Below are 13986 nucleotides of genomic sequence, written 5' to 3'. Positions count from 1 at the left end.
CAACCGAACGAACGGGGCATCGGCATCGGGCTCGGCGTACACAGCGACACTGGCCAACCCGGCATCGGCGGCCGCCCGGATCACCCGCACCGCGATCTCGCCACGATTGGCGACAAGAACCTTGGTGATCTGAGCACTGGCATGGCTGGGCACTGAGCCTCCTACAGATGTGTTTCTCGCGTGCTTCGTTACGAACGTCACGTCGGAGTCTAAGCACCGGCACTGTCATCGCTGCAATCGGTCCGTACAGCTGCAGCGGATCGAGGACGCGTCGCAGCGAGCTACTGATTGGTAGCGATCTGACCGGTGTCGGTATGTCCGATATCGGACCGGTGGTGGTCCGGAAGAGGGAATCGCGCGGTCCCGGTGTCCGCCACATCGGTCAACAGCTTCCGGAAGGCACCGACGTACTCGTGCACCCGAGCGGTCGCCTGCTCGGTGTTGGGGTAGCGAGCCGCGATGTTGATTCCCTGCGGCGTGCGGTTGATCCAGATGTACACGTCGTGCTGGTACTGCTTGCTGCGCAGTGCTCTGGCGTTCCAGTCCGGCCAGTGCTCGGCCGCAGGCGCGAACCGTACGTCCATGAAGGAGACGACGAAGCGCGGGCGGGCGGAGTAGCCCAGAGTGGTGAACACCCGATCGAGAGGAACGCGGGCGATCGGTTTGGTCTTCTTCACCTCGGCCGAGGCCGCCGCGACCACCGAACCGAACGAGTCGGCACCGGCGATGTCGAACGAGATGGGGCACAGTCCGACGAACCAGCCGAGTGCGGAGGCCCACTGGGGCTCGTCTCGGGTGTGCACCGGCGTTACCGTACGGAAACGACTACCCCCGCCCAGTTCCGAGCCGGTGATGGCGAGTACCGCGAGCAATCCCGCGAACAGGCTGTGTCCTGTCTTGCGACACGCGACCGAGAACGAGTCGGCCTGCTCGGGGTCGAGCACCCACGCGGACAAACCGCCTTGCGGCAGATCGTCCGGACTCGGATCGCCGATGTCGAGGGGGAACGCCGGTAGTTCACCGTCGCCGTCGACCAGGAAGTCTCGCCAGATCCTCACGGCGTCGTGCGAATGTTCGAGCTCAGCATTCCTTTCGCGTTCGGAGGAACCGAAGTCCAGGTAGCTGCCGGCCTCGAACAGGGCAGCAGGCGCACCGCCGAGTTCCTCTCCGTACAGAGCAGCGATCTCGTGCGCGACCAACACCGTGGACAAACCGTCGATGATGGAGTGATCCGCTGCGAAGAAGACGGTGATCGGACGCGTCTCGTCCACCGGTTCGAGAGTCACGAAGGCGTAGGCGGGCCAGATCAACGGTGAGGTGAACTCGTCGAACAGATACTGCAGGTGCTCGAACACCTCGCTCGATTGCGCGCACCGTTCCTGCTCGACCTGCCAGATGTCGATGGCACCCTGCGCCGCGGTCACCCGCGTCATCTCGCCCGTCACCTCGTCGATCGACGCGCTCGACCGCATCGCCTCGTGCCGGTCGATCCAGTTCAGAACTGCCCGGCGGAACGCGGGTTTGTCCAGGGGGCCTGCGATCTCGAAGGCCGCGCCGAGCCATGATTCACGACCGCGACGAGGACTGCTCAGGCTCGTACGAAGGTGCGCCTCGTGGACGTAGGACGTCGGCCTGGCGTCGGGGTGCCACCCTGCGGCCTCAGGAGTGCGGGCCTGCGGACCGACGCTGGGTATCCACTCGGTGAGCGTGCCCGCGGGAACCGCGTAGTCCGCCAACTCCGTGAACTCCATATCGGCAGCAACCAACCTTCGTCGTCAGCGTCGGGGGACTGGGCATCGATGCCCTGCCGCGGAGTCTAACGACGACCCGTTGTATCGATCAAGACGACGGGCGCGCCACCGCGCCGTCGCCGGTCGACCGTCAGCGAAGGTGACGCTTGATCCGCGCCAGCATCGCCGACATGCCGCGCAGTCGGAGCGGGCTGACCGCGTCGCTCAGCCCGAGCGCCGAGTAGAAATCGTCGGGTACGTCGAGGATCTCCTGCGAGCCGAGGCCGTCGAGTCCCTGCGCGAGGATCGAGGCGAACCCTCGCGTGGTCGGCGCTTCCGGCGGGGCGCTGAAGTACAGCCGGACTCGCTCGGGATCGGCGGCGTCCACCGACAGGAACAGCGGAGACTGGCATTCCGGCACCGGCTCCATCGCATCCTGGGCAAGGTGCTCCGGCAGCGGAGGAAGTTCACGACTGAACTCGAGCAGAAGCTGCAGCTTGTCCTGTCCCTCCACCGCGGCGAAGTCCTCGACGATCTCGGCCAGCGACTCCGGCAGGGCACTCATCGAGTGGCCGGAGCCGATCCGGGCTCCTCGCCCTTGGCTATCGGAACGCGGACGGCGTTGCCCCATTCGGTCCACGAGCCGTCGTAGTTGCGAACCGACTGGTATCCGAGCAGATGGGTCAACACGAACCACGTGTGGCTCGAACGCTCACCGATACGGCAGTACGCGATCACGTCGTCGGTCGCAGACGTGCCGGAGTAGATCTCGTCCAGTTCCGAACGAGAACGGAAGCGTCCGTCCGGTGCAGCTGCCTTGGCCCAGGGGATGCTCACGGCGGTGGGGATGTGACCTCCGCGCAATGCGCCTTCCTCGGGGTAGTCGGGCATGTGGGTGCGCTCGCCCGTGTACTCGGCGGGGGAGCGCACGTCGATCAACGGCACCGTTCCGAGCGAGCCGAGGACGTCGGAGGCGAACGCGCGGATGGGCGCGTCGTCGCGTTCGATCACCGGATACTCGGTTGCGGGGAACTCGGGCACATCGAGGGTGGTGTCGCGGTTCTCCGACAACCAGGCGTCGCGGCCGCCGTCGAGCAGACGCACGTCCTGATGTCCGAACAGCGTGAAGACCCACAGTGCGTACGCGGCCCACCAGTTGCTCTTGTCGCCGTACACGACGATGGTGTCGTCCCGGGAAATACCCTTGCGGCTCATCAGCTTCGAGAACTGCTCGCCGTCGATGTAGTCGCGGGTGACCGGATCGTTGAGGTCGAGATGCCAATCGATCTTGACCGCGCCGGGAATGTGGCCGACGTCGTAGAGCAACACGTCCTCGTCGGATTCGACGACGCGAAGGCCGGGGGTGCCGAGATGAGCGGACAGCCATTCGGTCGATACGAGACGATCCGGATGCGCATAGTCGGCGAACGTTGCGGTGGAATCGGTTGGTACAGGCACGTATCGGCTCCTACGGAAGATATTCGGCTGGCGGCCCGCCCGGGGGTGAACGGTCTGCACTCTCGATCCTATGCGGAACATCTGTCGAGGGGCGGGAGTGGAGCCTGCGGAATGACCTCAGGGGGCGGGAGTGGAGCCTGCGGAACGCAGTTTGTCAGGGCGTGAGGGCTGCGCTCTCGGGTTTCGCTGCGGAGGCCCGCATGAGTGCGATCAGTTCCGCGGTGAACGCAGTCATCACCGAGTGTGCCGTTGCCGTGTCGGGGAATCGTGATCGCAGCGCCAGGCCCGATGCGGTACTGGAGACCCAGAACTGTGCGTCGTCGGAGACCGTGGCATTGCTGATGTGGTGTGCGTCGGTTCGGTCGAAGCGCTCGTGTCCGCCGATTCTGGTGTAGTCGATGTAGGACACCATGAACACGTCTCGACGCGACAGGGTGAAGGCGTCACCGAGGTTGTTCAGTACCTGGGGGATCGGAACTGTGCTCAGAGGTAGTGCCGCGCGAAACGCTGTGTGGGCCGCGGTGATCGTGTCGGTGAGATCTCGTTCGACCTCCACGGTCATGGGAGCGTTGGTGGTGAACCAGCCCAGTGCTCGCGAGAAGTGCTGCTGATGGCGGGTGTGCAACGGGAACAGGAACGGCACACGGTTCGGTCCGCCCGTGTCGGCGCAGGCCTGTGCGATCGCTGCGACGACCCCGGCGAACATTCCGGCTCCGGAACGGGCGCAGAGCTGCTCGAAGTCGGCGGTCTGCCGGGCGTCGAGCAAGGAGGTGACAGTCGTTGCCTGAGGCGCTGTTTCACCCTCGGCGACGCCGAGGTCGAACGGGAAGCGCGGCGTGGTGCCCCCGCACTCGGTGAGGAAGGTCGACCACTGCACCATGCGCTCGTCCGTTGGATCGACGAGTGGCTGGGTTGCTTCGATGCGGCAGTATTCGACGAACCCACCGACGGGAGGCAGGTCTGTCTCCGGGTTCGACGGGCAGCGGCGGTAGGCCTCGTACAGGGTGTGGATCTCGTCGACGACGACGGCGATCGACATGGCGTCGACGTTGGAGTGGTCGAAAGCGCACAGGATCGTCGAGGTGTCCGGTCGGTCGATTCCGACGCAGGTGTACGACGGGAATCGTCTTGCATCGCAGTGCAGTTCGAGCGTGCTTCGGAGGTGATTCCGGAGCGTCGACGCCGAGGAGAAGGTGGTTCGAGTGGATTGCCTCATCTCCACCGAACCCGGTTCGTGGAGCGTCCGCTCGATTCCGTCCACCACGCGAACGAAGGAACTGCGCAGGGTGTCGTGGCGGTCGATCAGGCGCTCGAAGGCCCACTCGAGCGCCCGGATGTCGAGGTTGCCCTGCACTTCGAAGGCCCCGGCTATCCAGACGCGCTCGGCCTGCTCGAGATCACCGAGGTGAAACCGCTGGTTGAACGACGGTGGGACCGGTGAGGGTTGCGGATTCCCGGTGACGACGGCGGTGAACTCGACGACCGTGCCCGCGCGTGGGGTGTACTCAGTGATCGAGGTGACCCGCACCGGCCGGCTCCTGAACGAGATCGTCGTGCGTGAGGCGGTAATCACCGTCGCGTGCAATGGCTTCGAGCACGTGGGCCAGATGATCGTGGTAGCGCTTCACCGCTGCGGCCGCAACGTCGGTATCAGGGGTCTGGGCCACCAGATACAAGTGCTCACCGTCTCGGTTGATCCACATCGATGCGTTCGACGTCGAACCCTCGCCGGTGAAGTGCTCGGCGCGGGTGTCCGCGTCTCGTCCGACGCCGGGGAACCAGCGAAAGTCGATGTACGAGAGCATGTTCGGGCTCACGGCCAACTCGCTACCCAGAGTGCCGTCGGCGGCGAGAGCACCCAGTACGGCGTGCACCGGGGCCTCCGCGATCCGTTTGGCCTGCTCGAAGCCTCGGTGGGCCAGAACGGCGACGTCGGAGAACCTGTCGTTTCCTGCCACCTCGAACGCGACCGGAGCGAAATTGACGAACCACCCCTGGGATTGCCCGTAGTCACCGTGGTGCCGGGTACTGAGCACGGTGATCCCGAAGTAGTCGGTGGTTCCGGCCAATTCGAAGTCGGTGATCCCGACCGCAGCGAATATCCCGCTGCTCATGCGGGCTCCGGCGGCTTTGCACGCGGCGTCGAATGCAGCGGTCAGTTCTTTGTTCAACAGGTTGCGTTCGACGATGCGAACGGGAGCTTTCTCGCCGGGCGCGAGTCCGAGGTCGAGTGGGAAGCGAGGCATGCGGCCGTCGTGCCGGGTGAAAATGTCTCGCCAAGCGGCGATTTCGGGAGAATCGGCCCCGAACGTCGCGGCCCGCGCCCGCTCGTCGGCGGCGTATTCCAGATGGCTACCTGCCTGCGCAGGGATCGGTGCGTCCGCACCGGTCTCGAGCGCGTACAGGTCCGCCAACTCGCTGATGACCAGGGCCTGCGAGCCACCGTCGGTGAACGCGTGGTCTGCGCCGTAGTACAGGGTGAAGCTGCCGGGCCTGGCCACCACGCCGACGACGAATCCCGGCCAGGAGTCCGCGGTCGCCTCGGACGAGAAGCGCCCCCGTACGTAGCGTTGGAATTCGTCGTCGTCCGTCGCTTCTCCGGCGTCGGTCACTTCGAACGCCGCGACCTCGGGTGGAGCGAGATGCCGAACGACGTCGTTTCCCTCGACCTCGAACCAGCATCGAAGACCCTCGTGCCGCAGCACGTAGGCGGCCAGTGCGCGGCTCATCGCGTCCGTGTCCACGTCACCGTCGATCTCGGTTGCCACCCCGGTGTACGCGGTGTGAACGTCGCCGCGTTCGCGGGCCGCCCACGCGGCCTTGAGATGGTCCTCCTGGAGAAACGAGGCCGGAGCCGAATCGACAGGTGCCGCTTCGGCACTCGCCCGGGCAGCCGACGTGGGGTGCCATTCGAGCAGCCGACCGGGAGCGGGATTCCACCTGCCCATAGCGGTGATGATCATCGTCGCTTCGTCCTCCTCGATACGGGCCGCGGGTTGATTCGATGGCTCACTCTGCGGCGACGGTCACCGACCGAGAGGCCGACGTGAGCACCGTATCGGTACCGCAGTCGGAGTCGATCACTGCCGTCAGCACTGCGACGAACTCGGTGATGAAGCGGTGGACGTTGGTGGACGCGACGTCCGAGCTGGGGAATCGTGCGGAGATGTTGAGTCCTTGAAGCGTCCGGTTGACCCAGAAGTAGACCTCGTCGTCGGCGTGGCAGTTGCTTCGCAGAGCCCGACCCTTGCGGCCCTGCCACTGGTCGGCGTCCGGAAGGAACCGAAGGTCGATGTAGGACACCACGAATCGCGGAATTTCCGTCGACTCGAGGATCTGGGCGATCTTCGAGTACGGCATCCGTGCCAACCCCTTGTTGGCCGCGCCTGCAGTCGCCGCGGCCTCGATCGCCTCCCCGAACGTGCGAGCGTTGTCGAGCTCGATCTCCATGGGCAGGATTCCGACGTACCAGCCGACCGCTGCGGCCCACTTCTGTTCGTCTCTGGTGTGCATCGGCATCACGGTGCGCAACGTCGTGCGGCCGGACAGGCGAACGTTCGTCAGCGCCAGAGCGGCGAGGATCCCGGCCTGCATGTTGTACCCGGCGGCACGGCATGCGGCGTTGAAGGCATCGGATTTGTCGGCGGTCAGCAGCCAGGACGAGATACTGCTCTGCGCGGCCGGGCCGCTGCCGGTCGGCGACCGGTCGACCGACACCGGAAGGGGAAACGCAGGAAAGCGTCCGTCCTCGACGGCCAGGAAGTCCTGCCAGGTGCGCACGGCGCTGTGGTCACCGGTCAGCGTCTCGCCGAGAGTTCGCTCGGCCTGGCTGAAGTCGACATAGCTGCCGACTTCGGGCAATTCCGGGTCGACGCCCTCGAGAGCGTGTGCGTAGAGCCGGTCGATCTCGTTGATGGCGTAGATCTGGCTGTAGGCGTCCATCACCGAGTGGTCGGCGGCGAACGCGAGCAGGAACGACTCTCCGGGCCCGTCCGAGAGAGCGCGGGAGGCGTCGTCCGGTTCGATGGTGGCGAGGACGAAGTGCGGCCACGCCGTCGGAGAGACAGTTTCGCCGAACCAGGAGTGCAGATGGCCGAAGACCTGAGTTTCGGTACGTGGTTCGGTGTGTGCCCGATCGGTCACCTGCACTGCATCCGTCGGTGCGGTGTAGCGCAGCCAGGAACCGGATTCCTCGTCGCGTCGAACCTTGGTGCGGAACGCCTCGTGACGACCCATGTACGCGGCGATGGTTGCCCGCACTGCCTCGACGTCGTAGCGGCGGTGGATCTCGAACACCGTGCCGATCCACGAGCCCGGCGCGCTGCGCTCGCAATGGTCCTGGTGCGTGAACGACAGCCCACGGGGGTCCGGTGCCCAACGGTCGTCGTCGACGCGGGGGACCCACTCGGTCAGACGACCGGCGGGGAGGGGGTAGTCGGCGAGTTCGGTGTATTCCATGGGAGTCCTCTTCCGTTCCGGGCTCGGTCGGCGGTGTGCGGCGTTGGTTCGGTATTGCACGTTGGATTACGGTCGAGTCGATCGTGTAAACCTGTCAGCGGTGTTCGTGCAGCCGACCGGTCGTTTATTCGATTGCTGTTCGATTGCTGCTTTCCGCGTTGAAAGAACAACTTCATTGCCGTCGACCCGAAGTGAGTTCAGAACACACGATAGGGCGAAAGCGAATTTATTTCGCGACGCGTAAAAGTAATACTTCTCACTGTCGAACGTCTTGACCCGCAGGTCTCCGATCGGCAGTCGACGGGGTGTCCGATTGTCCTATCTTACGATCGAGTCACTGATTTTGCTGGTCAAGATGATGACAGTTCACAATCGCAGTGTGGCGCAGATTGTCCACCGAGTCGAAGAACGACCTGGGCCACTGAATGGCCCGAACATGGTGTGAAACACAATCGACCCCCTTTTCCGTGCATATATTGCCGAATGTGAATGCATCGGTGATGGAAAATCGACACCACTGCCCCTGTTTCTCGGATGTAGTAGGTTCGGCGCGTGACTCGAATTGGATTTGCCGATCACCTATTCTTGCGAATGCATCACGGCATCGGATATCCCGTCTACAACCAGTTCTTGTGGTGGTTCGACGAATCCGTTCAGCGGGCAGATCTGGAAAAACTACGGGGCAACCTGTCCGACGGTCTGCTCGCGCGCCGGGTGGTCGCATCGACGGTGCCGACGGCACGCGATCGATGGGTGCCCTCGACCGTCTCCCATTCACTGGATTTTCACCCACACGTCATCGAACCGACCGACGTTCTGGCGTGGGCCGACGACCGCCTGGACCGCGACATCGATCCCGAGACCGGTCTCGGGTGGCGACTGGCAGCGGCACCCTTGGCGAACGGAGGGACGGTGCTGTCGTTGGTCGCTTCGCACATGGTCGCCGATGGCGGTGCTCTGATCGCCGCGTTCGTTGCCGCCAACTCCGCGTCCGAGCAGCCTCGGTCGATACCGGGCGCGGACGGCATCGCGGCGCTCGGCTCGGACCTACGAGATGCCGTGGAGCAGGTGCGGTCCGTCGCCGGCTGGTTGGTGAACACCGCTGCGTCAGCACTTCCGAGCTCCGCCCGATCCGGTGAGGACGCTGCTGTCCCACCCTCGCAGCCGACTCGCTCGCAGCCGACCGCCGGAGTGGTGGACGAAGACTGGGTATCGCCTCACGCGGTTGTGGAGGTGGACGCGACGGCCTGGAGAGCAACCGCCGAGCGATGGGGTGGCACGTCGAATTCCCTGTTCATCGCGGTCCTCACGGCAGCCTCCGGGCAGGCCGGGCGAGCCTCGATCGCAGACTCGCTGCAGTGGTCCCTGCCGGTCAGCGATCGCACCGCCGACGACACCCGGTCCAACGCCACCAAGATCGTCAAGATCGAGGTGCCCGTCACCGATGCGGGCGACCGGGATCTGTCGACGATTCGGAAGACCAGCAAGGCGGCGTTCACCGCCTTCGCGGCCAGGCAGGCTGCAGGCCTGCCGCCCGCGGGCATCTCGCAGGCCCTCGTGCAGATGCTGCCCGACGCGGTGGTCGCGCGTGTTCCGCAACCACGTGACGGTGCCGAAGGTCTGGCATCGAACCTGGGCGTTCTGCCCGAGGTCTTCACCACGGTGGCCGGCGTTCGAGCTCGCGCCGTATCGGGCAGAGCAACCTTCGCAGGTGCCGACGCCGCGTTCGCGCGATCGCTGGACGGTGGCCTGACGGCGTGGTTGTGCGAGACGGACGAGAGCATCACCCTGACCGTCCACGCCATGGATCCGGATCGATTCGTCGACGACCGGGCACTGCGTGACCACGTGGCGGGTGCGTTGGGTCGCTGGGAACTGACCGCGCGTTTCTGGTGACTGCGTCAGCGGCTGTGCGCTGCTGCCTCGGTGATGTCGGCAGCTGCGCTCACCGCGGTTGCGGTCGGAGCGACGGTGGCGGCGAGTCGGCGCGCCGCCTGCCTGGCTCGGTCGGTGGTGATGTCGGTGATTCCCTGCTGCAGAACGGATTCGGTCAATGCCGAGAATTTCGTGCTGGTCCCGGCTCCGATCCGGCGCAGCGCGGCTCCCCAGAACGGCTGATCGGCGCTGAACCAGCAGACGAGCGTCGGAAGACCGGCCCGTGCCGTCGCAGCCGTCGTACCCGCGCCGCCGTGGTGGACCGCAGCCAGGCATCGCGGGAGAATGCTCGCATGATCGACCGACTCGACGATCATGATGTTCGAGTTCGACTGGGCCGCAGCAAGATCGGCACCGGTGAGATCGCTCCAGCCGGCACAGACGAGAGCGCGAACGCCCAGCTGTCCGGTCACGTTCTCGATCATGCGCACCAGTGCGGTGGGATCGGGCACGGGCATGCTGCCGAATCCGAAGTACACCGGCGCGGAACCTGCCTGCAGCCATTCCTCGAGCGCAGGATCGACGTCCGCGCGACCGCTGCTCAGCCCCAGGAATCCGACGAACGGCCGTTGCGGGCCCCACTGTTCGGCGAGTCCGGGAAACAGCGCCGACTCGTAGGCCTGAATCTCCACTCCGCCGTAGCGTTCGGATCGAACCGGCAACGAATGCCGCGTCGGGGCCAGACCAAGGGAGACTCTCTGCGCGTTCTCGCGAGCCTTCATGGACTTCCAGCGCATCGACTCCGCCAGCACCCACATCGATCGGTTGACGTAGCCGGGCAACGCGGCTCCCGGGGTCACGGGCACGACGTCGTTGCGCCGAAGCGGGCAATAGTGCAGTGCCACAAAGGCATTTCCCGCAGACTCCGCCACGTTGAACGCCATCTCCTGCCCCAGCGAACCGGTGACGATCGCGTGGCAACCCTGGGCCATCGACTCGAGTTCGGCTGTCATCCGGTCCCAGCCGTGATTGGCCAGTTCCGCGAGTGCCGCAATCTTGGTCCGCGGGTTGCGCGACTTGATGCGCACCCTGATCAACTCCGACTCCAACAGTCGCTGGGTGTCCGGCCCGAACGAGACCACGCTGACTCGTTCGCACTCAGCTGTTTTCGCTTGCGCGAAGTCCATCAGGTTCGGTGGTGCGCCGAACACCACGTCGTGTCCGCGATCGGCGAGTTCGACGCCGAGGGCAAGACCGGGCGTCACGTCACCGCGACTGCCGTTGAATGGCATCACGAACTTCATAGGGTCACTCGCAGTCGCGTCGGCGTGGAAAACGCCCTCAACCTACCAGTCCTGCCCGGCGCAGTCGGGTTCGGAAAACATATGGCGGGAAACACATTTGCGGCCCACCTGCGTCCGCGCTTGCGCAGCGATAGTCTCGCGTAGTGGAAAGACTGACGTACGACGACGACCTGTTCCTCCGCATGGAATGTGTTCTCGGGGTACCTGTGGTGAACCAGATCGTCTGGCGGTTCGACCGCGCCGTCGCACCGGACGCACTCCGATCGATGTGGCGAATGCTCGCCGCAGGCCCCATCGATCGATCCGTTCGGCGGGCCCGGGTGCCCGGAGCCCGGGACAGTTGGACCGCAGCTCGTCGAGCCGCCGATCCGGTGGTCATCGGATCACCGATCGCCCGCGGGGCGGTCGACAGGTGGATCGAGGACGAGGCCGCCGTGACATTGGACCCGATCGGGGGACCGGCGTGGCGTCTGTCGGCCACCTCGGTGGACGACGGCGGCACGGTCGTGTCCTTGGTCGGCTCGCACGTCGTCGGCGACGGCGGCGCCCTCACCTCGGCGGCAGCGGCCGCGCTGGCCGGGCACGCTGTGCCCGACGATTTCGCGCGCGTCGGTCTCGATGACGGTTCCGCGTCCGCGTCCGCGACGGCGATCTCGCGAGCCGATCTGTCCGATGGTCTCGGCCGTTTCGGTGTGGCGCTCTCGGGTGCGGCCCGAGCGCTCGGCCGCACCGCGGTGGAAGCGATGCGGGCGCGCACCACGGCGTCCGCCGCCCCGAGCACGGTCGTGCCGGACGGCTCCGGTGCGGATCGTCCGCGGGTGATCGTCGCACCTGCGGAGGGTGCGTGGACGCCGAGCACCGTCGTCGTCGATTGCCTGTCCTCCGAATGGTCCGCTGCCGCAGCGAGCAAAGGCGGCAGTTCCAACAGTCTGCTGGTGGCGGTGGTGCTCGGCATCCTGACCGGGAGCGGCCGAGTCTCCACGGAGGACCGGGTGCGCGTCGCCCTCCCGGTCAGTACCAGGACTGCAGGAGATCGACGTGCCAACGCGACGTCCGGTGTCTCGATCCACGTCGACCCAGGAGCGGGGTACCTCGACGATCTCGGAGCGATTCGAGCAGCGAGCAAGAAGGCATTCAGAACCCAGGCCGATCACTCGGTCACGACGACATTCGAGCTCCTCAAGCCGCTGATGCAGTTGCTGCCCGACGCGATCGTGGCCAAACTCGCCGCGTCGGGCTCGGCACCGCTGTGCCTGTGCTCGAATCTCGGTGCCAGAGGTGTCGCACTGCGCGCCATCGGTGGTGTCGACGCCACCGCGGTGGCGATGAGGTCGATCACCCAGAACACCGACGTGGCCTTGCTGCGCCGCACCGGCGGTGGCGTCAGTGCCTGGTGGAACGAATCGGGAGAACGGGCGACCCTGTGCGTCACCGGGCTCGATCCGGACAGCTTTCCCAGCAAGGAACACCTGCGAGGGCTGGTGGAGGCGGAGTTCGATCGATGGGGTCTGACGCCCGAATTCTGGTGATCTCGAGACAAGTCACAACTGCGGGCGAGGACGGATTTTCGGCCGGATCGCCGGTGAGGCTATGCTTTCCGACTGTTCGAGTGTTCGGGCAGGTGTGAGAAAGGGGAGCGATCCATGGCAGTGGTCGTGTTGTTCGGGTCCGAGACCGGTACGGCCGAGGAGGTCGCCGACAAGATTGCGGACGTGCTCAGCGATCATGACGCCGAGGTGCGCGACATGCTCGAGTACGAGGTGTCCGATATCGATACCGACGACTTCCACGTGGTCATCTGCTCCACCTACGGAGACGGAGAGCTCCCCACCGGTGCAGAACCCTTCTTCGACGCACTCGTCGAGGATGCTCCCGACCTCGCGGGACTGCAGTTCGCGGTGTTCGGTCTCGGCGACCGGGTCTACGAGGACACCTTCAACCGCGGCGGCGAGATCATCGCAGAGAAGCTCACCGAGCTCGGCGGCAAGCAGGTCGGCACTCATGCTCGCCACGACAGCTCGTCGAACATCAGGCCGAAGACCATGGCCGAGGAGTGGGCTCGCGAACTGATCGACCTGCTGCCCTGACGGTGGCATTCGGCTTCGGCACCCCACCGGCAGGCGGGGCCGAAACGGTCAGGACGGGGTGCTGTCCCACAGGGCGGCCAGGGACGTACCCACCCGAGTGAGCAGGGTACGCACCAGCGGTAGGCCTATGCCGATCACCGACGACGGATCGCCCTCGATGCGGTCGACGAACCAGCCGCCGAGACCGTCCAGCGTGAACGCCCCCGCCACCGACAACGGTTCACCGGAGTCGAGGTAGGCCTCGAGATCCACCGAGGACGGCGTCGCGAAATGCACGACGGTTCTACTGTGCGCTGCGGCCTGCGCCACCACCACGCCGTCGGTCACCCGGAGCACAGCGTGGCCGGTCAGCAATTCGCCGCTGTTGCCCGCCATGGACTGCCATCTGGCGCGCGCAACGTCGACCGAATGTGGCTTTCCGTGCAGTTCGCCGCCGATCGCCAACATCGAATCGCAACCGACGATCACCAGATCGTCGGTCGAATCCGCGAACGTCTCGGCCACCGCCGCAGCCTTGGCTCGGGCCAATTCCGTGACCACGGTTTCCGAAGACACCGACGGCCCGAGTGCATCGGTCAGCGCATCCTCGTCGACTCCCGACACCCGAACGATCGGCTCCACCCCGGCGGCGCGCAGCACCGACAGGCGCGCCGGCGACGCCGACGCCAGGACCAGACGAACAGGGCCCGGCGCAGCGTCGGAGGACCGGACCGTCACCGCGTGTGGCGTCCCGACGCGGCGTACGAATACGCCGACTGCGCCGCGAACCGGCGGTGCAGCAACACCGGCGAACCCCACAGCTCGCGGGGACGAGAATCGCCCGTCGACTCCGATCCGCCTTGCGCAGCCGTCAGAACCGTCACCAGCGCGGCGAGGTCCTCGTCGCTCGGATTGCCCTTCACCACTCGAACGGCAGCAGGACTCGCAGAGACCACCCCGTCGGAATCGGCTGCGACGAGGTTCGCGTCGTTCGCTGCGTCGTCGTTCGTTTCGCTCATAGTGGGATGTTTCCGTGTTTCTTGGGTGGGAGGGTGACTTGTTTGCGTTCGAGTAGTCGTAGTGCGGTGACGATCT

The 13986-nt window shown here is 65.6% G+C and carries 13 protein-coding genes; 3 read left to right on the top strand and 10 right to left on the bottom strand.

All coding sequences use genetic code 11. The annotated features are described in order from the left end of the window. The 7 genes from CH296_RS00065 to CH296_RS00035 form a co-directional block, all read right to left on the bottom strand. Positions 1 to 153 (bottom strand): biotin carboxylase N-terminal domain-containing protein (locus CH296_RS00065; protein ID WP_141217283.1); only part of this gene is annotated, 153 nt, incomplete at its 3' end. Positions 154 to 281: 128 nt separating this feature from the next. Then, positions 282 to 1751 (bottom strand): condensation domain-containing protein, encoded by a 1470-nt coding sequence (locus tag CH296_RS00060; protein WP_032397639.1) that lies wholly within the window; start codon positions 1749 to 1751, stop codon positions 282 to 284. A 130-nt stretch (positions 1752 to 1881) separates the two neighbouring features. Beyond that, entirely contained in the window at positions 1882 to 2295 is a 414-nt protein-coding gene (locus CH296_RS00055; protein ID WP_032397640.1) for a SufE family protein, read from the bottom strand. Beyond that, positions 2292 to 3188 carry a sulfurtransferase gene (locus CH296_RS00050; protein WP_032397641.1) on the bottom strand — a complete coding sequence of 299 codons (897 nt, stop codon included), beginning with the start codon at positions 3186 to 3188 and terminating at the stop codon, positions 2292 to 2294. The genes CH296_RS00055 and CH296_RS00050 overlap by 4 nt, the downstream gene beginning before the upstream one ends. Positions 3189 to 3342: 154 nt before the next feature. Beyond that, on the bottom strand, positions 3343 to 4716 hold the full coding sequence (locus CH296_RS00045; RefSeq protein ID WP_179277590.1) for a condensation domain-containing protein: 1374 nt from the start codon (positions 4714 to 4716) through the stop codon (positions 3343 to 3345). Further along, entirely contained in the window at positions 4694 to 6151 is a 1458-nt protein-coding gene (locus tag CH296_RS00040; RefSeq protein WP_094683702.1) for a condensation domain-containing protein, read from the bottom strand. Before CH296_RS00040 ends, CH296_RS00045 begins: the two co-directional genes overlap by 23 nt. A 46-nt stretch (positions 6152 to 6197) precedes the next feature. After that, positions 6198 to 7646 (bottom strand): condensation domain-containing protein, encoded by a 1449-nt coding sequence (locus tag CH296_RS00035; RefSeq protein ID WP_094659267.1) that lies wholly within the window; start codon positions 7644 to 7646, stop codon positions 6198 to 6200. Positions 7647 to 8237: 591 nt separating this feature from the next. On the opposite strand from CH296_RS00035, the gene CH296_RS00030 reads away from it, so the two are divergent. Next, positions 8238 to 9542 carry a hypothetical protein gene (locus tag CH296_RS00030; protein ID WP_094683701.1) on the top strand — a complete coding sequence of 435 codons (1305 nt, stop codon included), beginning with the start codon at positions 8238 to 8240 and terminating at the stop codon, positions 9540 to 9542. Positions 9543 to 9547: 5 nt separating this feature from the next. On the opposite strand, the gene CH296_RS00025 is transcribed toward CH296_RS00030, so the two are convergent. Then, the gene (locus CH296_RS00025; RefSeq protein ID WP_256980277.1) at positions 9548 to 10813 is read right to left on the bottom strand and encodes a glycosyltransferase; all 1266 of its coding nucleotides are present in this window, start codon (positions 10811 to 10813) and stop codon (positions 9548 to 9550) included. A gap of 155 nt (positions 10814 to 10968) precedes the next feature. On the opposite strand from CH296_RS00025, the gene CH296_RS00020 reads away from it, so the two are divergent. Together CH296_RS00020 and CH296_RS00015 are read left to right on the top strand one after the other, a co-directional pair. After that, entirely contained in the window at positions 10969 to 12354 is a 1386-nt protein-coding gene (locus CH296_RS00020; protein ID WP_094645290.1) for a hypothetical protein, read from the top strand. Positions 12355 to 12468: 114 nt separating this feature from the next. Then, on the top strand, positions 12469 to 12912 hold the full coding sequence (locus CH296_RS00015; RefSeq protein ID WP_094631625.1) for a flavodoxin domain-containing protein: 444 nt from the start codon (positions 12469 to 12471) through the stop codon (positions 12910 to 12912). 48 nt (positions 12913 to 12960) lie between these two features. Here the strand turns inward: CH296_RS00015 and CH296_RS00010 are convergent, their stop codons facing one another. Together CH296_RS00010 and CH296_RS00005 are read right to left on the bottom strand one after the other, a co-directional pair. Further along, positions 12961 to 13629, bottom strand: a complete 669-nt coding sequence (locus CH296_RS00010) for a nucleoside triphosphate pyrophosphatase (RefSeq protein WP_230596996.1) — start codon at positions 13627 to 13629, stop codon at positions 12961 to 12963. Further along, entirely contained in the window at positions 13626 to 13910 is a 285-nt protein-coding gene (locus tag CH296_RS00005) for an acyl-CoA carboxylase subunit epsilon (RefSeq protein WP_094631624.1), read from the bottom strand. The genes CH296_RS00010 and CH296_RS00005 overlap by 4 nt, the downstream gene beginning before the upstream one ends. Between the last annotated feature and the right edge of the window lie 76 nt (positions 13911 to 13986).

Origin of the sequence: Rhodococcus sp. 14-2496-1d, from assembly GCF_002259365.1 — a bacterium.
Lineage (GTDB): Bacteria > Actinomycetota > Actinomycetes > Mycobacteriales > Mycobacteriaceae > Rhodococcoides.
Note: the sequence above shows the minus strand (reverse complement) of the source record. Positions and strands in the feature narration are given on the sequence as shown.